Here is an 18,961-nt window from a genome sequence, read left to right as displayed (position 1 = left end):
TTTATGCTTATAAAAATGCCGGTCAATTGATCGGCATTTTATTGCTATCGATTTAAGATAACCTGCTGCTGTACAATTTGACCGCTGTGCTCACCTTGTTGAGTCTTTTCCAACCATACCCATTCATTATTGGTCATTCTTAAAAAATTCGAACATCGGGTCCCATACACGGGACTTTGAATAAAGGTAGATGACAATAACTCTTCCATTTCTGCTTGAATGCCAGTATTCGGCAATAATGCCGTTGTGACCTTACGCTCATCTTCCAGAATATCCCACGCTGCATGTTGCAAGGTTAACTCTTCTGTCTGGTGTTGAAGCATAGGCAAAAACTCTTGCGTAAACCGTGTTCGTAAATGTCTGGTTTTTTCCCAATGATCAGACATGAGGCCATTGGAAACCACATATACTCCATTGGCTAATACTTGAGGAGCTTCACCACGGTTACTCATATAGACAGCTTGATCAGCATTTCCCATAAACAAATTAAAGCCAGCAAAGTTCTGTTGCTGCTGTTCTAATTGTTGTGCAAAACGAATAGGTAATAAATCAGATTCTAAAAAAGCCTGAACTAAATGCCCCCGAGAAGTTTCATAAGTTTTTTGGTCTCGCCCATCACGGAAGTTGGTTAAAACAGCCCACCGGCCTTGAGGCGTAACCCCCATCCAAGTACCACCGGACTGTAAGTCCTGCCCTGCAACAATTGGCGTATGTTCCCACTGATGCAACAAAGCTGTGGGGCGATGATAAAACTCGTCTCGATTTGACATAAGACACAAGGGCAGATCATCCAGAACATGCCATGCTAAAGCCACAATACACATTAATTCTTGTTCCCTATCTTTACACATTGAATGTACAACATTTTTCACATCATTCCGCTACAATCTGTCAAAACGTAAGATCAAGGAGCAGCAATGCTGACCTATCCTAATATCGATCCGGTCGCAATACACTTAGGACCTCTTCAAGTCCATTGGTATGGACTCATGTATTTATTAGCATTTTTATGTGCTTGGGGGCTTGCTTCCTACCGTGCCAAACAGCGTGATGGCTGGACATCGGACATGGTTTCCGATCTGGTATTTTACGGTGCTCTAGGTGTCGTTCTGGGCGGTCGTGTCGGCTATGTCCTTTTCTATGAGTTTGATAAATTCCTCGAAAACCCCATCTGGCTATTTCAAGTCTGGACAGGCGGCATGAGCTTCCATGGCGGTTTTTTAGGCGTCATGATTGCAATGTTATTTTGGTGTAAAAAATACCAAAAAACATGGTTCCAAACCCTCGACTTTATTGCTCCTTGTGTACCGACTGGCTTAATGTTCGGACGCATTGGTAACTTTATTGGTGGAGAGTTATATGGTCGTGCGGTAACTGACCCAAATTATCCATTTGGTATGATTTTTCCGACAGATCCGTTACACCTAGTCCGCCATCCATCACAAATCTATCAAGCGCTTTGTGAAGGTTTAATTCTATTCATTATCTTGTGGTGGTTTAGTTCAAAACCACGTCCACGTATGGCCGTCTCTGCTCTATTCTTAATGGGATATGGCGTTGCCCGCTTTGTGATGGAATTCTTCCGTCAGCCTGATGCCGACCAAGGTTTTATTCTGTTTGGCTGGATGACGAAAGGACAGATTCTAACAATTCCAATGTTGCTGATTGGCCTTTGGATGATGTGGTATGCCTATCAAAAGAAAATTTACGACTGGGGTCCACAAAAGAATAGTTAATATCTAAATTAGAGGAGTTTCGGCTCCTCTTTTCTTTTTTATGCTACAGTTTTTACTCTCCCAAAATGAAGATATACCATGCTGGAATTCTGGTTTAACGTGCAAGTCCCGACATTTAAAAAACTAGTGATTTTAATTATTACGCTGCTTATTTGTATTGCGCTATATCAATACCAACCGCTACCTTTAGATACGATTCTGATGTTTACTGGAACTGGGGTAATTTTTTTAATCTGCCGTTACTTTAAATTGCACTTTGCTCAAAAAAATCCGTCTGGTTTACTTTATCGTCTGCTGACTTGGGTGCCTATTGCGCTTTTATTCGCGCTGATTTTTGTTAAAGCCTTACCTAATTTACTCATCTGGGGTGTTCAGGGAATCGCCTTTATGGCTTTAGCAGTTTTCATTTTTTCACCTCAATCACTTTTTAAGAAATAGGTTTCGTTTTCATGTTGGCTTATTGGTACAACGCTCCGCGCCATATCAAACTTATCTTTATTGTTGCCGTTTGTGTTGCAGTTTATCTAGCTAATCAAGTTCAGCCTTTATCTCCTATCTATACTGTACTCAGCCTTATTTTCGGTTTTGGTTTACATGCTGGACATTACTTAAATAGCAAAATTTCAAATAACAAATCATATAAATCGAGCTTTGGAATTTTAAGCAGCATCTATCCTATTTTTATCGTTGTTATTTTGATGTATCTGCTTCCTGCTCAACATAAATGGATTCTTGCGCTACAAGCTTTAGGCTTTGTACTGGTTGGCTTTTTTCTTGTTTCGATTTATCAAAATCGTGCTAAACGATTTGATTAATTACACCCATTGAAATGTCATAGAACTATTTTTAGATTTTCATCTTGAGCTACAACAGGTATCATCTTCAATGGTTCATGATGAAGCAGCTCTATTGCGTAATTATTTATCATTGAGCTATCTCCCCCTTTTATTTTATGGAATTAATCCGAACTCGAGAGTGTTATGCGTGCATATTTAGACCTTCTACAACATATCCTTGATAATGGCGGCGACAAAGGCGACCGTACAGGCACAGGAACCCGTTCTGTATTTGGTCATCAAATGCGTTTTGATCTCTCTAAAGGTTTTCCTTTACTCACCACAAAAAAAGTTCACTTCCGCTCTATCGTGATTGAGTTACTGTGGTTTTTAAAAGGCGACACCAACGTCCAATATCTAAAAGATAATAAAGTTTCGATTTGGGATGAATGGGCAACAGCAGAACAAACTGCTCGTTTTGGCCGCCCAGAGCATGAACTTGGACCAGTATATGGTCATCAGTGGCGTAATTTCGGCGCAACCAAAAATGCCGATGGTACTTATAACCAAGATGGTTTTGACCAAATTAAATGGTTAATTAATGAAATTAAAACCAATCCAAACTCACGTCGCTTAATTATTTCTGGCTGGAATCCAAATGAAGCTGGACAAGTAGCCTTACCACCTTGCCACACGCTTTTTCAATTTTTCGTACAAGATAACAAATTGTCATGCCAGCTTTATCAACGTAGTGCAGACGTGTTTTTAGGGGTTCCTTTTAACATTGCCAGTTATGCTTTACTCACTCATATGATTGCTCAAGTGTGCGGTTTAGGAGTCGGTGACTTTGTTTGGACTGGTGGTGATACGCATCTTTATGTCAATCATTTTGAACAAGCACAACTTCAATTGACACGTGAGCCTTTACCACTATGCCAATTGAAACTGAATCCAGAAGTAAAAGACTTATTTGATTTCAAATTTGAAGATGTTGAAATTGTAGGATATGAGTCGCATCCTGCTATTAAAGCACCAGTTGCAGTATAACGACGTCTCAAATTTCATTAGGTTACGGTTTAGAGAATAAGATTATGGCATGGCAAAATGTAGAAGTTGTTCACGTTGTGGCAATGGATAAAAACCACTGTATTGGTAAAGGCAATGCGTTGCCATGGCATATTTCTGCCGACTTAAAACACTTTAAAGAAATCACACAAGGCGGCGTGGTCGTGATGGGGCGTAAAACCCTTGAGTCTATGGGCCGTGCGCTACCCAACCGTGTGAACTGGATCATTACCCGCGACATTAACTGGCAATTTGACGGTGTTAAAATTGCCTATTCAATTGAAGATGCTTTAAATGCAGCTTTAGAAGATGTGAAAAATACTGAAAAACAGGCATTGTTCATCATTGGTGGCGGCGAGATATTCAAGCAGACTTTGTCGATTGCAGACCGTCTTGAACTCACTCATGTTGACTTAGATGTGCAAGGTGATGCACATTATCCAACAATACCGAGTGAATTTCATAAAACTGCGAGTGAACAGCAAGTTGATGAAAAATCAGGAACTTCATTCGAATTTGCCACATATAAAAAATAATTCTATGGATGCCTATGCACAATATCGGAACACGTGAATTTATTACTGCCCTACTTTTGGGGCTATTACATAGTCTATTCACGCTGTTTATTGTGCTCTCCAGCATTTGGATATGTGTAGCGCTCTGGGTCCAACAACCTTTTGGCTGGTTAGGCAGCCGCATACTCATTGGCATCTGGATTGCTTTTGCGCTCAGTATGGCTGGCTTATATGTTGAAGGCCATATTATTAGTCGCCGTACAGACATCCTGATTTATCTTTTGGCATTTGCCTGCTCTCTTGTTTGGTATTTTTCGATTACTGCACGCCAAGACCGCGACTGGAACCCTGAAGTTGCCAATATGCTGAGCTACGAAAAGCATGGCGATGTGATTACCCTGCATAATGTTCGTAACTTCAACTGGCATCCCGATGGTACTTATGATGTGCAGTGGGAAACTCGAACTTTTGACCTCAACCAGTTGAATGGCATAAACATCATTGCCTCTTACTGGATGGGACCACAAATTGCTCATACACTGGTCAGCTTTGAATTTACCAATCAGCAACCTTTAGTCTTCTCAATCGAGATTCGTAAAGAAAAAACCGAAGAATTTTCGGCAATTGGTGGATTTTTTAGAAAATATGAACTTAGTCTAATTGCTTCTGATGAAAAAGATATTGTGTACACGCGCAGTAACATCCGCAAAGAGCAAGTTTATAATTTCCCTATCAATATGCCACGTCGCGAACAAAAGGCTTTATTTTTAGAATATCTAAAGAAATCAGATGAACTTCGTGCAGAACCAAAGTGGTACAACACCCTCACCAGTAACTGCACCACCTTAATTTTTGATATGGTTCAAGCGATTAACCCCTATCAACTTCCTAAAGATTACCGTCTAATCGCTTCAGGTTACTTACCTAATTATTTATATGATCTTAAAGCACTTAATCAAACTATCAGTTTAAAACAGTGGTATCAAATTGCACATATCAACCCACGTACTGAAAATTTTGAACAGCTTTCAGATCAGAGTAGCGAACATTTCTCTCAAATCGTTCGACAAGGTTTACCAAAACCGAAATAAGTAATGCACTTTTCTTTACTTTTTTATACATGCTTTACTTTGTATTTTAAATACATAACCCCTATTGTAATAGGCAGGAAATAGAGGAAAAAACAATGCAACAGGCCTTATTTGGCGGCGGCTGCTTTTGGTGCGTCGAAGCCGTTTTTTTACAAATTCGTGGTGTAGAAAAAGTAACTAGTGGTTATGCTGGTGGGCATACAACTCATCCAACTTATGAGCAAGTCTGCCAAGGAGACACCCAGCACGCTGAGGTGATCTTGGTAGATTTTGATGAAGAGCAAGTAACCTACTCCCAGTTACTCGATGTGTTCTTCGCGACTCATGATCCAACGACTTTAAATCGCCAAGGTAATGATATCGGCACGCAATACCGCTCTGTTATTTACTATTATAATGAAGAGCAAAAGCAGGCAGCAGAACATACGATTCAAACGCTAAAAGATGATGAGCTTGATATTGTGACTGAGTTGTCTCCAGTCCCGACGTTCTATCCGGCAGAAGAATATCACCAGAATTACTATGCAAAGAATCCTTCACAAGGTTATTGCAACTTTGCGATTCCACCTAAGCTACTCAAGCTATATAGTAAATTCCAGCACCTCATGAAAGATCAATAAATCAAAGCAATAAAAAAGCAACCGATGAGGTTGCTTTTTTATTGCTTAAACTAAATTTTAGTTTTCACTGACAAAGGCAATATCGCTCAGTCCGGCTTCACTGGCGCGAGACATTACCTGTGCAACAGTATCGTACTTCGACTCTTTATCAGCACGAAGTTGAACTGTGGGTTTAACATCACCTTGACCTGCTTCTTGAAAACGTTTTTGAAGCTCATCAAGGCTAATTACTTGAGTATCCCAAGCCACTTCACCATTTGCATTAATACTAATCGTAATTGCTTTTGGTGGTGGATCAATAATTTCAGCAGTTGTTTTAGGAAGCGTTAATGGAATCGATGGGTTGGCAACTGTTGCTGTGACCAAAAAGATGATCATTAACACCAACATAATGTCGATTAGCGGAATGAGGTTCATCTCATTTATGCCACTATCGTGGTCTTCACCCAATTGAAAAGCCATTAAGCTTGACCTCCAACATAACTTTGCTGTGCAGTTTTAACATCAGACTTTACAGTAGAATCTTGCTGCAACATCGTGTCAATTAACAAGCTGTGTGCTTGATCTTGTAAATCATGAGCAAGACCACGGTTAGCACGTACACAGATGTTGTAAGCTAATACCGCAGGAATCGCAACTGCAAGACCAAGACCCGTCATAATAAGCGCTTCACCTACTGGTGTAGCCACTTGAGCCAAACCTGCTTGTCCACTTTTACCTACTGCAACAAGTGCATGGAAAATACCCCATACCGTACCAAACAAACCAACGAATGGTGCAATTGAAGCAATTGTTCCTAAAACAGAAATACCTTTCTCAGCATTGACTTTTTCAGCAGAAATTTGACGAAGTAGAGCCTGCTCTGCAACCGCTTTACGCTGCTCAAAACTTAATGGTTGTAACTTTGCTTTTAGCGAAGTGATAGCCTGAGAAAGTTGAGTATAAGCTTGTTGCTTTAATTGGCGAGTCCCCATCAAACGTAAGATGAAAACTGTCCAAGTAGCAATCGACATTGCCAATAAGATGAAATACAGGGTTTTACTCACTGCATCTGCATGTTGCCAATAGATTGAAAAGTTCATATGAACTCCTGATTAAGGTTAGCCGTTGGGACTCAAATTCATTTAAGGGGTTAAATCAAAAGGTTGCTCTGCTTTAATTGGGTAAGCAACCCCGTTTTCCATATAAGGTTTAAATTTCGCACCGCGAACAGCACGGACAACTTTATCATCTAGACTAGAAATACCACTACTTCTAGTCACTCGCACATTAATAATCTTGCCTTTTTCATCGGCTTCAATCAGTACCATGACAGAGCGTGCTTCGCCTTGTAAATCTTTTGAAGAAACTGTTAATCGTGGTGAACGACTCCACTGTACACCCGAACCACCAATCGAAACTCGTTTTGGTGATGGATCTGGAGCGGGTTGAGCTTTAGGCGCTTCTTGTACCACTGGCTTTGGTTTTTCAACGACTTTTTCAGTAACAGTAGTCGTCGTTGTCACCACTTTGGTTTCAACTTTAGGTTCTGTCTTTACTGTTTGTTTTGGTGTTTCAGCCTTTTTCACCTGTTGAATTTTTTCCACTTTTTTAGGTGGTGTTACAGGTTTTTCAACAACTTTAACTTCTTTTACCTCTTTTTTAGGTTCCGGTTTTTTTGGCGGTTCCTTTGGTTTAGGAGGTAATGGTTTTGGCTGATCTTGAATTTTTACGAAACGTACCTGTAAAGGTTTCTTATCGATTGGCTTTAATTCAGCAGGCTTAATATGGCTAACTGCCCATAAGACCCCGATATGACCAATTGCAACTGCAATTAGTGCTGTGATGACTTTCTTTTTCATCGGATTGGGAGCGTTTAAGGCTGCGGAAGATTGACTCATAAGAATCTAATTACCTAATGGACGATGATTTCAGATTTCTATTTATAGAAACGATTTCAAACATCGGATAGAACAATAAAGTGCCACAATAATAAATGAGAAGTGTTTTCATTTGCAACTATTTTTTGAGAAAAACATTTACTCTGTGTTATGACTTCGTGCCTGCTCAGTATCTTTGCTTTACTTTTCTCATAGTTACATCAATAGATACCTCCTGTTCACAATTTGTTTAGTCAAACTTAAAATAGTTTAGCTATTTGCACCACGAACAGATCTAATCCTACAATAAACCCACTTATTATTGATACGTTATATCATTTCAAATTAATTTTAAATATAAAAAAACACGCAAGAAGCGTGCTTTTTTATAATAAGCATTATTTAAAAAACAACAGTCTTATTACCATCAACAATAATACGATCTTCTAAATGCCACTTTACTGCACGAGCCAATACATTACGCTCTACATCTTCACCTAACTCACGTAATTGCTCAACATTATAGTCATGACTCACACGCTCAACGTCTTGCTCAATAATTGGGCCTTGATCAAGGTCAGCAGTCACATAGTGAGCTGTCGCACCAATCAACTTCACACCTTTTTCATAAGCTTGCTTATATGGGTTAGCACCCACAAAAGCTGGCAAGAAAGAATGGTGAATATTGATGATTTTCATTTCCCATTTTGCAACAAAATCTTCGCTTAAAATCTGCATGTAACGTGCAAGAACCAATAAATCATTGCCTTGCATCATTTCATCAATTTGCGCATAAGCTTCAGCTTTATTGTCTTTGGTGACTTTAATTACAGAAAATGGAATACCGAAGTTTTCAACAGATTCACGTAAATCTTCATGATTTGAAATGACATGAGTAATTTCACAAGGTAACGAACCGCGTGCATGACGCCATAACAACTCAAGCAATGCATGGTCAACTTTAGAAACTAAAATACCAACTTTTTTAACATCGCCTACGAAAGCAAGACGCCATTGCATGCTATAACGCTCCGCAACGTTCGCAGCAAAAGTTTGAATTAATGCATCTTTACGCGACTGTAAATGATCAAGTTCAAATTCAACACGCATGAAATAACGTCCGCCCTGAGCTTCCGTCGCATACTGATCAAGCGCGGTAATGTTTGCACCTTGGTGATACAAAAAGCTCGATACCGCTTGTACGATCCCTGGCTTGTCTTCACAAGTAATCAGTAAACGGGCTGTATTGGCAGTGGTCATATTCATTTGGTTAATATCACTTAATTGAGATAAATTTTTTAATAGGCCGAGTATTCTAGCGCCCTAAATAAACAAGCACAACTATTCGTCTTTTAAGGATGATAAGCTAGCAAATAGATCTGAAGGCCCAAGAGATTCAAGCAACTGCTCATAAGTTGCTCGGCTTTCACCCATAAGATAAGGGCCTTCAAGGAAAACCATTTGACGTAATGCTTGCCAAACCCATTTTTCTTCTAAATGGTTATTGTCACTAATATGACCAGACATATATAAAAAGTTTGTCCAGTTTGTTAATACAATCCAAAGGTTAATAATAAGTGCTTCGATTTCCGATGGCGTCATTTTCATAAGGCCTGCATCTACAAAGGCTTGATAAATTCTTTGCCCCTGCTGCATGACTTGCCCTGCAAAACGTGGATAAATCTTTTTAAAGTCTTCGTTACTTTCAACTAAATGATAAACATCACGATGAATAAAACGGTAACTCCATAACTGGCCACTTAGCACTTGAAAATAGTTGATTTTATCATTAGTTGTTAATGGTCTATCGTCAGGTAAAGAAAGTACTTCCAAAGTCTCGGCCTGATATTGATACATTAATTCCTTAATAATTTCATGCTTATTCCGGAAATGATAATACAAGTTTCCGGGACTGATACCTAACTCCGCAGCAATATGATTGGTTGTAACCGACCGTTCACCTCGCTCGTTAAAAAGCTGCAAACTGATTTGTAAAATCCGGTCTTTTGTCTTCAGAGCTTTAGGTTGAGACATTTTAATAACCTTTAATAATTCAAATGGTTAAGACTTGAACACATAAACTGACTTGACTATTTAGAGTATTTACTCTAAAAAATAAACATATCAATGTATTTGGTAAGTACCGATGAACAGTCAAACAAAAACAAATCCAGAGACTCAGCTTCCTTATGATGTTAAGCATTTACATGACTTGCTTGAACATCAAAAGCTTGCTTATTTACGTCATCCGGTACCCACTGCTAAAGAGCGTATTGATCGTTTAGCTCGTCTTAAAAGAGTCTTGGTAAAATATCAAGATCAGATTGCCGAAGCAATTAACCTTGATTATGGCAATCGTGCAGTTATGGAAACAAAAATTGGTGAGTTACTCACCAGTTTGGAACAAATCAAATATTATAGTAAACATCTGACAGCGTGGATGAAACCTTCAAAACGCCATATCAGTGTATTACATCAACCAGCAAAAGGTTGGGTACAATATCAACCTATGGGTGTAATTGGTATTATTACACCATGGAACTACCCATTGCTGCTTTCAGTTGGACCATTAATCTGTGCGCTGGCAGCAGGCAACCATGCCATGATCAAGATTTCTAGTGCTTCTCCAAATTTTGGGCGAGTCCTTGAAAGCGTATTAGCAGAAGCCTTTCCACAAGAATTAGTTGCTGTGGTGAATGGTGGTGGCGTTATTTCAGACGCTTTTAGTCACTTGCCTTTTGACAAAATGATTTTCACAGGCTCAACCTCTGTTGGTAAAACAGTGATGGCAGCCGCAGCTCAAAATCTGGTTCCTGTTATTCTTGAGTTAGGCGGCAAATCCCCTGCTCTTGTGCATGCATCTATGGATATGAAAGATGTGGCTCAACGTATTGCTGTAGGTAAATTATGGAATGCAGGACAAACTTGTGTTGCACCTGACCATATTTTCTTACCACGCGGGAAAACTGCTGAGTTCATCGAAAACTTTAAATTGATTGTGGCTGGTATGTACCCACATTTCCGCAATAATCAAGATTACACTTCTATTATTAATGACAAACAATACAACCGCATTCAGGGCTATCTTGAAAATGCCCGCGATCAAGGTGCTCGTATTGTTGAAATTAACCCTCAAAATGAAATTTTAGATGATGTACGCAAAATTCCACCAACTTTAGTGACTGGAGTCACTACGGCAATGGATATTATGCAAAATGAAATTTTTGGTCCCGTTCTACCAATTTTAGAATATGACCAAATAGAAGAAGTCATCGAATTTATTAATAGTCGTCCACGTCCTTTAGCCATGTATTATTTCGACTATGATCAGGCGCGTGCTGATTATGTTGCACAGCACACCCACTCAGGGCATTTCGGAATCAACATGGTCATTACCCATGTGGCTCAGGATGATTTACCCTTTGGAGGGATTGGGGCATCAGGTATGGGTAAATATCACGGACCAGAGGGCTTTTTTAGCCTTTCTCATGAACGTTCGGTGATGTCAAATCCAAAACTTTATAGTCTTAAATACATTCTTCCACCCTTTAATAAGCCCATTCATCGTTTCATTTCGAAAACCTTGTTGCGCTAACTGATCAAGGCATGATCTGTTATACTAAATCATGCCTCGTTTTTACCAATTCCGCTTGTCTTTTAATCGTATTTTTGGTATAAAACGCCCCTTGAATGAATTCATCCGTTTACATTTAGTATGACTGGCCACAGATTTGCTGTTGGCTGAATCAATGGAGTTACACCATGTCTAAGGTTTGCCAAGTTACCGGCAAGCGTCCAGTCGTTGGTAACAACGTCTCACACGCCAACAACAAAACCAAGCGCCGGTTCGAGCCGAACCTGCACCACCACCGTTTCTGGTTAGAAAGCGAAAAACGTTTTGTACGTCTTCGTTTAACCACTAAAGGTATGCGTATTATTGACAAATTGGGTATCGAAAAGGTTGTTGCAGACCTTCGTGCTCAAGGTCAAAAGATCTAAGGAGTCTGAACAATGCGTGATAAGATTCGTCTCGTTTCTACAGCTGGTACAGGTTATTTCTATACCACGACTAAAAACAAACGTACTATGCCGGAAAAAATGGAAATCAAAAAATTTGATCCAAAAATCCGTCAACACGTGATTTTCAAAGAAGCTAAAATCAAATAATTTTAGCCTCGAAAAAAACGACTTCACAATGAGGTCGTTTTTTTTTGCATTTTTTTTATACCTGGCTTTTTTTTGTTAAACTTTCCACATATTTCGCCTTGGCATTTTTTATGCTTGTCTTTAGCCTAACTCACGTAAAAGGAGTTTTTAGTGCCGCATGACGTAGATTTAATTGTTTTACTTGCTGTTGGTTTCGGTGTTGCCCTCTTCTTTGGTTATCTTGCAGCCCGATTACGACTTCCCCCTCTTATCGGCTATTTAATTGCCGGAATTATTATTAGTCCAAATACACCCGGCATAGAAGCTGATATGCATCTTGCTAACCAGCTTGCAGAACTCGGGGTAATGTTTCTGATGTTTGGTGTAGGAATGCACTTTTCATTAAATGACCTATTGCTCGTTCGCCGTATTGCTGTACCAGGCGCGATTTTACAAATTGCGGTCGCTACTCTATTGGGAGTTGGCGTATCCATGCTCTGGGGATGGAGCTTTGGTTCTGCACTCGTTTTTGGTTTAAGTCTGTCGTGTGCGAGTACTGTTGTATTATTAAAAGCTTTAGGAGACCGAGGTCTTTTAGATTCAGTCAACGGTAAAATTGCTGTAGGTTGGCTGTTAGTCGAAGATTTAGTCATGGTACTTGTTTTAGTACTCCTTCCAGCTACAGCAGTTTTACTCGGCGGGAAAGCACCAGAAGGTGCAGATGGTAATATCTGGTTAACCCTTGGGCTCACTTTATTAAAAGTAGTTGGCTTCATTGCCTTTATGCTGATTGTAGGTAAACGCGTTGTTCCTATTATTATGCAGTTTGTTGCTCGTTTAGGTTCAAGAGAGTTATTTACCCTGACCGTTGTTGCTGCTGCTGTTTCAATTGCCTACGGGTCTTATGCCATTTTTGGGGTTTCCATGGCACTAGGCGCATTCTTTGCAGGAATGGTAGTTAAAGAATCAGACTTCAGCCACCGCGCAGAAGAAGAAACACTTCCATTACGTGAAATTTTCTCAATTCTGTTTTTTGTTTCTGTGGGGATGCTGTTTGACCCAAGTATTCTTGTAGAACGTCCACTACATATTTTGGCCGTTATCGCCATTATTATGGTGGGGAAAACAATTGCGGCAATGGCTTTGGTTTTATTCTTTCGTTACCCCATCAATACAGCCCTTACAGTTGGCGCGAGTTTGGCCCAAATTGGTGAGTTCTCATTTATTTTAGCAACTCTCGGTGTCTCATTAGGTTTATTAACTTTAGAAGCACAAAACCTAATTCTAGCTGGCGCTTTATTTTCAATTACGCTGAACTCTTTTATATTCTCTGCAATTGAGCCTGTACAACGCTGGATTCGTGAGCGCTCTCACTTGGCTCGTCTGCTTGAACGTAGTGGTGACCCATTAGCAATGTTACCTGATGAAGTTGATCAAGCTTATTTACGCGATCAGGTCGTCATTGTGGGATACGGCGGTGTGGGGCGACGTATCACTGAAAATTTAATTAATGAGAATATTAAGGTCGTTATTGCCGAAGAGAATCGTGAAATCGTAGAAAAGCTACGTCATTCGAATATTGCAGCAGTCAGTGGTGTTGCAACTGAACCAAGTGTTTTAATTCAAGCACATATTATGCATGCAAGACTCTTGGTGATTTCACCTATGGATATTTTAGATATTCACCGTATTGTGGCGATTGCTAAGCAATTAAACCCTCAAATTCAGGTGTTAATTTGCGCAGAAAGTAAAGAAGAAGCGGCTATCATTCGAGATGAGAATATTGGTGAAGTGTTCTATGCTAAAGAGGAAATGGCAAAGAATATGAGCCATCATATAGTAAATCAGATCGAGCTTGCCCATCAGTCAACTATTCATTAACTGATATAAAAAGCGTACTCAAGAGTACGCTTTTTATTAGCTCAAGAATTTAGGCTGTTCGTCTACTACCTCAGCCTGCCACTCATTTACCTGCTTCTCAAGCAGTCCAAACAATGCAGCCTGAATCATATGTTGGGCAACCACAGGTGTTTGTTCACCTAAGATTGCTTTTACTTCATCGCTAAATTGAATTTTGACCAAGGGTTCATTCTCAGAACCGGCATTACGCAAGGCAAGTTCACCACCTTCGAGTTGGACTAATTCCAACACTGCTTCTTGATTTCCAAATAACTCTTTCAATTGCTGTATAGACATATACTTCCTCCATGTTTCAACATGGTGGCAAAGCACCCTTGCACTTTGCATCTCTTGTCTTATTTATATAGGCACATCCACACTAAATTTCAAGCACTAGGACAGTTTAATTTTAGAACTCGACCATTTCATTACGAAAACCATCAATTAAATGGGTTAATTCTCGATGCCATTCACGCAAAATTTTAACATCAGGCAACCAAGATTGAGGACCTTGAGTTACTTTGATAATCAGGTTAGAAGATGTTTCTTCTTCGGGGGTCGGCTCTTTTGGTTCCGGCGCATATTGGCACATACGATAAGCTCGCTTTAACTCAGCAACGAAACCATCTTTTGCCAATTGCTGCAAAACAGAGACTTCAGGAGAAACCTGCCCTTTTGCCGCCATATGTTCCTCAATAGATTTTAAGGTGGGTTGTAAATCATTTAAACGATAATAACGTACCAATTCTTGCAAGAAAGCTAACATTGCACCATGTAGGTGAAATACAGCTGCTTCACGGTGAGCTTGTATCTGCTGCACATGATCGGTCTGTTCAGCCTGTTGACACGCTAAGCGCGCAAAATAGAGCTTCTGATTGGTACGATCGGCATGATAACGAGCAACACGTGACATAACTAAACTTTCCTGTTTTAAAATCGCTATTGCAACAGCTAATCTTTAGCTTAACGACTCCATTAATAAAATCAACGTTATTTATGGTAAATCCAGCTCAACCTGATAAATTTTACGTTTAGCTAAAGTTTTTAATGGCTGCCTTATAGGACGAACATTACTTAAAACCCAAGCAAAATATCCCTCGCCCCAAGCAGTTGCACATGCTGGCTCAATTTCATCATTTCGCCAAGCATGAATAGAGTCGATATCAACCAAAGCGACAGCAACTCCCTGTTCTTCATCAGTATCTTTGACCAAAAAATTTTGGTTCTCGACAATTAATAGATCTTTGATTGGCAGTTTTGTAGGTACCCATGAACGCACTTCAAGTGTTTTTATACCTTCAGCGATACGAGTACCATTTGGCGCGACAATCGAAAGAGCTAAAAACTGTCTTTTCACAACAAAGACTTACTCTTCAGCTGCTTTAACGCGAATTCCATTGCCTTTAACTTTAAGCAGGTTTAAGCCTTTAATTGCCTTAATTGCTTCACGTGGGTTAGGCATTTCAACAAAACCAAAACCTTTCGATTTACCTGTGTCTTTATCAGTAACAAGAACACACGTTTCAACTTTACCAAATGCTTTGAATAACTCTAAAATTTCAGTTTCACTCACAGCACGATCTAAATTACGAACTAATATCTTCATTTTCTAACCTTAATTGGCAATAAAAGGGAGCAGCCAATATATTTAAGTAATCACAATGTCTTATACAGTAGTTTAATCCAGATCGATACCAAAACCTAAATTTACTGTTGGGGAACGGTTCCATTGCTTTTTAGCAAATGGCTGAGGTACTTGCCTATGAATCTTTGCCTGAACCAAATGTGCAGGAAGATCATTTAGGAAATAACTTTCGATTTTACGACCTTGCTCATCGTAATTGTCTTCTGACCATGTATTGAGGTTTTGCTTGGTCAAAATTAATTCATTTTCTGCACGTGTTAATGCAACATACAATACGCGGCGCTCTTCTTCGACATCATCAAAATCGCCCTGTGCCCTTGCATAAGGATATTGATTTGGCGATACATGAGGTACATAGCAGACTTTCTGTTCAGCACCTTTAGCTGAATGGATCGTAATTAAAGTGACTAAATCCTGATCAGCTGCTTTTTCAATTTCAGAAACTGAAATAGGTTCAAGCACATATTCTTCAAGAAACTCACCTAACGATGCATGTTTACGCGCAAGTTGCTTGACCAAATCAAAGTCTTTTAAGCGGCGTGACCAATCTTTAGTTTTATAATTTTGCTCTAGCTGTTCACCTAAAGCATCGAGTGCTAAGCCAATACTTGCTTCAACATGCTGCTGTAATACATCTAGCTGTTTTAAAATTAAAATCGCTTGTAAAGGAACTTTGCCATGACGTTCTAGACGATTGCAGCGCTCCTCAACATCAACAATTCCCATCAGCTCTTGAGCGAGCTTACTTGCTCCAACATCACCAATACCATCCCACAAAGTTAAGAAACGCATCCACGCCAAATCATCGTGAGGATTACTCACAATACGTAGCAGGCTAAGCACGTCTTTTACATGGGCCGACTCAAGAAGTTTTACACCACCAATAAAACGGTAAGGTAGTTCAGCAGCAATAAAGGCCCCTTCCAGATATCGTGCACTATAGCCGGAACGCACTAAAATCATATGGTCGTGCCAGTTTGCACCTTGCTGATGTCGCGTTATTAAATCCTGTGCAATCCAGTTTGCTTCTTCATACTCATTACCAAATAGGTGTAGCTGAGGCTTTTGGCCTTGACCACGATGTGCTTGTAACTGTTTTTGATAATCAATTGGGCTATTTGCTAATAACCAGTTTGATAAATCTAAAATTTCTTGAGTCGAACGGTAATTTAAATCCAGTGTATGAATGACTGCGTCAGGTATCCGCTCTTTAAAAGAATGGATATTTTCAAAGTCAGCACCGCGAAAACCATAAATCGACTGGGCATCATCGCCAACACAAAACAACTTCACTTTGCCAATCAATGGTTGTAATAAGGCCCACTGCAAAGGATTGGTATCTTGCATTTCATCAACCAGCAGTGCCTGACAAAAACCTGCAACCCAGTTGGTGAGTGCTTCAGAATTTTGCAAATGGACAGCTACAATTGAGAGAATATCGTCATAATCTAAAAAATTACGTTCTCTTTTACGCTGCTCATAGGTTTTCATTAAATCTGCAATTTGAGTCTTATGCTCATAGGCTTCTGGAAGCTGTTTGATTAGCGCTTCAGAAAGTTTTATTTGAGTATTTCGGGCATAAGAATATAAATCACACAGCTCTGCGGCTTTAGGTAAGACGTTATCTTTGTCTTTGCCTCTTAATAAGCGAAACATGAGCAACTGATCATCACGATCAATAATACTAAATTGATTTAACCCAAAAGCTTGTGGATTACGGCGCAGTAAATACATACAAAAAGTATGAAAAGTTGAAGCTCTCAGACCCTTTGCCTGTGCTCCCACATGTTGTTCTACTCTTGCAACAATCTCACTAGCAGCACGTCGAGTAAAAGTTAAAATCTGAATTTGGTTCGCTGGTAAGCCTTGATCAATTAAATAGGCTGCACGCGCAACAATCGTTTTAGTCTTGCCACAACCAGCACCTGCCAAAACTAAACAGTTCTGTGCAGACGTTGTTGCTGCTTTTTTTTGCTGAGCATTTAGTTCATTAATTAATTTTGCAAGACTCATAACACATATCGCTAACACACCAAGGCATAGTTTAACAGAGCCCAGCAACGGATGGGTCTGCCCCCTCCTAAAAACAAAAAGAGCACTTAAAGTGCTCTTTGAGTCGATATTATTTTTAAGATACTGTTTTTGAACTAGATGGAAGATGTTTGATGCCTGAAGCTAAACCAAGGAAGTTAATTCCCTGAAATAAGATATCAACAGCAAGGAACATTCCCAGCACCCAAAAAGGTGAATCTTTAGAAACCAAAATTAAAATACCAGTAAATAAGGTGAGCAGTGCTGAAAACAAGGTCCAGCCCCATCCTGTAATAGGCTTAAGTAAAATTGCATTTATGGTACGTATAGCACCCGCAATAATAAGCGCTATTGATAATAGGCTTGTCAAAACCACAGCTGTAGTGACTGGAGTAGAAAAAGCGTAATAACCAGCCATTAAATAAAGCACACCAAACAGTGCCCACAACCATCTGCTTGCGCCTTTAAAAACACTCATAGCCGCGACGAGATGTAACACACCGCCGACCATCATGAGTATTCCAAATAAAAAAACGACAGAAAAAGTCGCAAATGGCAATGAACTAAATAAAATCAGACCAAAACCAATAAGCACAAAGCCTAATATCAAATACCATTTACGGTCAGCATGTAACTGATTACGTACCAAATCATTACCTACAGTTTTCATCATGGCTACTCTTATTATCAGGTATTAGAATTTCATCTACCTAACAATAGTGATGTACTTCACACTTTTTGTCTGTATAAAATCTGCATCGTTTTTTAATAATTGATGTGGATAAAGCAGTATTTATCCACAGTTTTATTTCACCCAGCCAATTTCTCGGGCAGTAGGTAAACCTATGATCGTTTCTTGTAAATTATTGGGCATTTTACTGCTCTGCTCAGATAAGGCAGTGCGACCTCCCATAATTTCAGCTTGATTTTGCGGATAAAGAGGAATTTTTTCTGGTTGAGCATAGCCTAGAGGATAAATCGGCTGTCCTGTTTTTAAATCATATTTGTCCTGTGCTCCAAAGCCATGTAATAACTCATGAACAATCACGACCTGATTTTGTGAAGCTTGTGTTTTGGTCGCAAATAAATTAACACTACCAATGCGACCTTTTTCTAAAGCAGTCGAATGGATCAAGACTTTCTGATAATTTGGATCATAATAATTTAAGTAAAGTTTGAGTGAGGCTCCACTATCCTCGGGTTGTTTTTGTCGCCATGCATAAAACCGAAATTTTAAGCTCCACCAAATAACATGCAAGATATTGGCATTTTGAGGAACCTCAGGTGGTCGTTGCTGCAACTGTTGTCCTAAGCGAATTGCAAAATTTCCTGTTTGCCCACGATAATGCTGTGACCATTCATCTAGATAGTTTTTAATTGCCCAAAAATCTTCGTTTTTTAACTGATGAATATAGCTCTGCGTTGATTGTAAACCATCAGCATTCACTGGATGTAAAACGACTACAACTGTGTGATTCCAATCTTGATTTTGATCTCGCCATGCCTGAACAGCAACAATCAATAAAATAATTAATAAGCATAAGATCCGAATGTTTTTCCACATTCTTATTCCCCATA

At 39.5% G+C, this 18,961-nt stretch carries 23 protein-coding genes and 1 pseudogene; 11 read left to right on the top strand and 13 right to left on the bottom strand.

Features of this window, described 5'->3' with window-relative positions; all coding sequences use genetic code 11:
- Positions 1 to 44: 44 nt before the first annotated feature.
- Positions 45 to 824 (bottom strand): NRDE family protein, encoded by a 780-nt coding sequence (locus AC07M3_RS09975; protein WP_494567269.1) that lies wholly within the window; start codon positions 822 to 824, stop codon positions 45 to 47.
- Between the two features lie 93 nt (positions 825 to 917).
- Between AC07M3_RS09975 and lgt the strand changes: the two genes are divergently transcribed.
- The 7 genes and pseudogenes from lgt (at position 918) to msrA (ending at position 5,803) form a co-directional block, all read left to right on the top strand.
- Positions 918 to 1,736 carry a prolipoprotein diacylglyceryl transferase gene (gene lgt / locus AC07M3_RS09970; protein ID WP_017388422.1) on the top strand — a complete coding sequence of 273 codons (819 nt, stop codon included), beginning with the start codon at positions 918 to 920 and terminating at the stop codon, positions 1,734 to 1,736.
- 78 nt (positions 1,737 to 1,814) lie between these two features.
- Entirely contained in the window at positions 1,815 to 2,174 is a 360-nt protein-coding gene (locus tag AC07M3_RS09965; protein ID WP_494567192.1) for a hypothetical protein, read from the top strand.
- Between the two features lie 11 nt (positions 2,175 to 2,185).
- Positions 2,186 to 2,555, top strand: a pseudogene (locus AC07M3_RS09960) (hypothetical protein); the annotation flags it as partial.
- A 161-nt stretch (positions 2,556 to 2,716) separates the two neighbouring features.
- Entirely contained in the window at positions 2,717 to 3,559 is an 843-nt protein-coding gene (gene thyA, locus AC07M3_RS09955; protein ID WP_003654809.1) for a thymidylate synthase, read from the top strand.
- Positions 3,560 to 3,603: 44 nt separating this feature from the next.
- The gene (locus tag AC07M3_RS09950; protein ID WP_004794794.1) at positions 3,604 to 4,113 is read left to right on the top strand and encodes a dihydrofolate reductase; all 510 of its coding nucleotides are present in this window, start codon (positions 3,604 to 3,606) and stop codon (positions 4,111 to 4,113) included.
- Positions 4,114 to 4,127: 14 nt separating this feature from the next.
- On the top strand, positions 4,128 to 5,183 hold the full coding sequence (locus AC07M3_RS09945) for an Lnb N-terminal periplasmic domain-containing protein (RefSeq protein WP_494567191.1): 1,056 nt from the start codon (positions 4,128 to 4,130) through the stop codon (positions 5,181 to 5,183).
- Between the two features lie 95 nt (positions 5,184 to 5,278).
- The gene (gene msrA / locus AC07M3_RS09940) at positions 5,279 to 5,803 is read left to right on the top strand and encodes a peptide-methionine (S)-S-oxide reductase MsrA (protein WP_199990042.1); all 525 of its coding nucleotides are present in this window, start codon (positions 5,279 to 5,281) and stop codon (positions 5,801 to 5,803) included.
- A 57-nt stretch (positions 5,804 to 5,860) separates the two neighbouring features.
- On the opposite strand, the gene AC07M3_RS09935 is transcribed toward msrA, so the two are convergent.
- From AC07M3_RS09935 to AC07M3_RS09915, 5 genes are all read right to left on the bottom strand, one after another.
- Entirely contained in the window at positions 5,861 to 6,265 is a 405-nt protein-coding gene (locus AC07M3_RS09935; RefSeq protein ID WP_003654800.1) for an ExbD/TolR family protein, read from the bottom strand.
- Positions 6,265 to 6,885 carry a MotA/TolQ/ExbB proton channel family protein gene (locus tag AC07M3_RS09930; protein ID WP_003654797.1) on the bottom strand — a complete coding sequence of 207 codons (621 nt, stop codon included), beginning with the start codon at positions 6,883 to 6,885 and terminating at the stop codon, positions 6,265 to 6,267. Before AC07M3_RS09930 ends, AC07M3_RS09935 begins: the two co-directional genes overlap by 1 nt.
- 42 nt (positions 6,886 to 6,927) lie before the next feature.
- Positions 6,928 to 7,683: an energy transducer TonB gene (locus tag AC07M3_RS09925; protein ID WP_494567190.1), complete on the bottom strand. Its 756-nt coding sequence runs from the start codon at positions 7,681 to 7,683 to the stop codon at positions 6,928 to 6,930.
- A 381-nt stretch (positions 7,684 to 8,064) separates the two neighbouring features.
- Complete coding sequence (gene purU / locus AC07M3_RS09920) at positions 8,065 to 8,928, bottom strand: formyltetrahydrofolate deformylase (protein WP_004641036.1); 864 nt, start codon at positions 8,926 to 8,928, stop codon at positions 8,065 to 8,067.
- 75 nt (positions 8,929 to 9,003) lie between these two features.
- A complete protein-coding gene (locus AC07M3_RS09915; protein WP_004641034.1) occupies positions 9,004 to 9,696 on the bottom strand; it encodes a TetR/AcrR family transcriptional regulator in 693 nt (230 codons plus the stop codon).
- A gap of 112 nt (positions 9,697 to 9,808) precedes the next feature.
- On the opposite strand from AC07M3_RS09915, the gene AC07M3_RS09910 reads away from it, so the two are divergent.
- From AC07M3_RS09910 to AC07M3_RS09895, 4 genes are all read left to right on the top strand, one after another.
- Entirely contained in the window at positions 9,809 to 11,257 is a 1,449-nt protein-coding gene (locus tag AC07M3_RS09910; RefSeq protein WP_494567189.1) for a coniferyl aldehyde dehydrogenase, read from the top strand.
- A 167-nt stretch (positions 11,258 to 11,424) separates the two neighbouring features.
- Positions 11,425 to 11,661, top strand: coding sequence for a 50S ribosomal protein L28 (rpmB, locus tag AC07M3_RS09905; RefSeq protein WP_000048256.1), 237 nt, complete (start codon positions 11,425 to 11,427; stop codon positions 11,659 to 11,661).
- 12 nt (positions 11,662 to 11,673) lie between these two features.
- Complete coding sequence (gene rpmG, locus AC07M3_RS09900; RefSeq protein ID WP_003654787.1) at positions 11,674 to 11,829, top strand: 50S ribosomal protein L33; 156 nt, start codon at positions 11,674 to 11,676, stop codon at positions 11,827 to 11,829.
- Positions 11,830 to 11,979: 150 nt separating this feature from the next.
- Positions 11,980 to 13,689 carry a cation:proton antiporter gene (locus tag AC07M3_RS09895; RefSeq protein WP_375037249.1) on the top strand — a complete coding sequence of 570 codons (1,710 nt, stop codon included), beginning with the start codon at positions 11,980 to 11,982 and terminating at the stop codon, positions 13,687 to 13,689.
- A gap of 36 nt (positions 13,690 to 13,725) precedes the next feature.
- Here AC07M3_RS09895 and AC07M3_RS09890 read toward each other — a convergent pair whose 3' ends face one another.
- The 7 genes from AC07M3_RS09890 to AC07M3_RS09860 form a co-directional block, all read right to left on the bottom strand.
- Positions 13,726 to 14,004 carry a hypothetical protein gene (locus AC07M3_RS09890; protein ID WP_003654767.1) on the bottom strand — a complete coding sequence of 93 codons (279 nt, stop codon included), beginning with the start codon at positions 14,002 to 14,004 and terminating at the stop codon, positions 13,726 to 13,728.
- Positions 14,005 to 14,116: 112 nt separating this feature from the next.
- Positions 14,117 to 14,620 (bottom strand): DUF6586 family protein, encoded by a 504-nt coding sequence (locus AC07M3_RS09885; protein ID WP_003654765.1) that lies wholly within the window; start codon positions 14,618 to 14,620, stop codon positions 14,117 to 14,119.
- Between the two features lie 81 nt (positions 14,621 to 14,701).
- Positions 14,702 to 15,064 (bottom strand): ASCH domain-containing protein, encoded by a 363-nt coding sequence (locus AC07M3_RS09880; RefSeq protein ID WP_494567188.1) that lies wholly within the window; start codon positions 15,062 to 15,064, stop codon positions 14,702 to 14,704.
- A gap of 9 nt (positions 15,065 to 15,073) precedes the next feature.
- A complete protein-coding gene (locus AC07M3_RS09875; protein WP_003654760.1) occupies positions 15,074 to 15,313 on the bottom strand; it encodes an RNA recognition motif domain-containing protein in 240 nt (79 codons plus the stop codon).
- A gap of 72 nt (positions 15,314 to 15,385) precedes the next feature.
- The gene (locus AC07M3_RS09870; RefSeq protein ID WP_494567187.1) at positions 15,386 to 17,365 is read right to left on the bottom strand and encodes an ATP-dependent helicase; all 1,980 of its coding nucleotides are present in this window, start codon (positions 17,363 to 17,365) and stop codon (positions 15,386 to 15,388) included.
- Between the two features lie 115 nt (positions 17,366 to 17,480).
- Entirely contained in the window at positions 17,481 to 18,053 is a 573-nt protein-coding gene (locus AC07M3_RS09865; RefSeq protein ID WP_494567268.1) for an HdeD family acid-resistance protein, read from the bottom strand.
- A gap of 135 nt (positions 18,054 to 18,188) precedes the next feature.
- The gene (locus tag AC07M3_RS09860; RefSeq protein ID WP_494567186.1) at positions 18,189 to 18,947 is read right to left on the bottom strand and encodes a hypothetical protein; all 759 of its coding nucleotides are present in this window, start codon (positions 18,945 to 18,947) and stop codon (positions 18,189 to 18,191) included.
- Positions 18,948 to 18,961: the final 14 nt, after the last annotated feature.

The sequence above is a fragment of the Acinetobacter sp. GW821-FHT09D10 genome, assembly GCF_059416285.1.
This window is presented reverse-complemented; position numbering and strand designations above follow the sequence as displayed.

Bases quoted from the DNA above. Each gene is read 5' to 3' on its own strand.
- AC07M3_RS09975 (WP_494567269.1), bottom strand. From the start codon at position 824: ATGTGTATTGTGGCTTTAGCATGGCATGTTCTGGATGATCTGCCCTTG.
- lgt (WP_017388422.1), top strand. From the start codon at position 918: ATGCTGACCTATCCTAATATCGATCCGGTCGCAATACACTTAGGACCT.
- AC07M3_RS09965 (WP_494567192.1), top strand. From the start codon at position 1,815: ATGCTGGAATTCTGGTTTAACGTGCAAGTCCCGACATTTAAAAAACTA.
- thyA (WP_003654809.1), top strand. From the start codon at position 2,717: ATGCGTGCATATTTAGACCTTCTACAACATATCCTTGATAATGGCGGC.
- AC07M3_RS09950 (WP_004794794.1), top strand. From the start codon at position 3,604: ATGGCATGGCAAAATGTAGAAGTTGTTCACGTTGTGGCAATGGATAAA.
- AC07M3_RS09945 (WP_494567191.1), top strand. From the start codon at position 4,128: ATGCACAATATCGGAACACGTGAATTTATTACTGCCCTACTTTTGGGG.
- msrA (WP_199990042.1), top strand. From the start codon at position 5,279: ATGCAACAGGCCTTATTTGGCGGCGGCTGCTTTTGGTGCGTCGAAGCC.
- AC07M3_RS09935 (WP_003654800.1), bottom strand. From the start codon at position 6,265: ATGGCTTTTCAATTGGGTGAAGACCACGATAGTGGCATAAATGAGATG.
- AC07M3_RS09930 (WP_003654797.1), bottom strand. From the start codon at position 6,885: ATGAACTTTTCAATCTATTGGCAACATGCAGATGCAGTGAGTAAAACC.
- AC07M3_RS09925 (WP_494567190.1), bottom strand. From the start codon at position 7,683: ATGAGTCAATCTTCCGCAGCCTTAAACGCTCCCAATCCGATGAAAAAG.
- purU (WP_004641036.1), bottom strand. From the start codon at position 8,928: ATGAATATGACCACTGCCAATACAGCCCGTTTACTGATTACTTGTGAA.
- AC07M3_RS09915 (WP_004641034.1), bottom strand. From the start codon at position 9,696: ATGTCTCAACCTAAAGCTCTGAAGACAAAAGACCGGATTTTACAAATC.
- AC07M3_RS09910 (WP_494567189.1), top strand. From the start codon at position 9,809: ATGAACAGTCAAACAAAAACAAATCCAGAGACTCAGCTTCCTTATGAT.
- rpmB (WP_000048256.1), top strand. From the start codon at position 11,425: ATGTCTAAGGTTTGCCAAGTTACCGGCAAGCGTCCAGTCGTTGGTAAC.
- rpmG (WP_003654787.1), top strand. From the start codon at position 11,674: ATGCGTGATAAGATTCGTCTCGTTTCTACAGCTGGTACAGGTTATTTC.
- AC07M3_RS09890 (WP_003654767.1), bottom strand. From the start codon at position 14,004: ATGTCTATACAGCAATTGAAAGAGTTATTTGGAAATCAAGAAGCAGTG.
- AC07M3_RS09885 (WP_003654765.1), bottom strand. From the start codon at position 14,620: ATGTCACGTGTTGCTCGTTATCATGCCGATCGTACCAATCAGAAGCTC.
- AC07M3_RS09875 (WP_003654760.1), bottom strand. From the start codon at position 15,313: ATGAAGATATTAGTTCGTAATTTAGATCGTGCTGTGAGTGAAACTGAA.
- AC07M3_RS09870 (WP_494567187.1), bottom strand. From the start codon at position 17,365: ATGAGTCTTGCAAAATTAATTAATGAACTAAATGCTCAGCAAAAAAAA.
- AC07M3_RS09865 (WP_494567268.1), bottom strand. From the start codon at position 18,053: ATGAAAACTGTAGGTAATGATTTGGTACGTAATCAGTTACATGCTGAC.
- AC07M3_RS09860 (WP_494567186.1), bottom strand. From the start codon at position 18,947: ATGTGGAAAAACATTCGGATCTTATGCTTATTAATTATTTTATTGATT.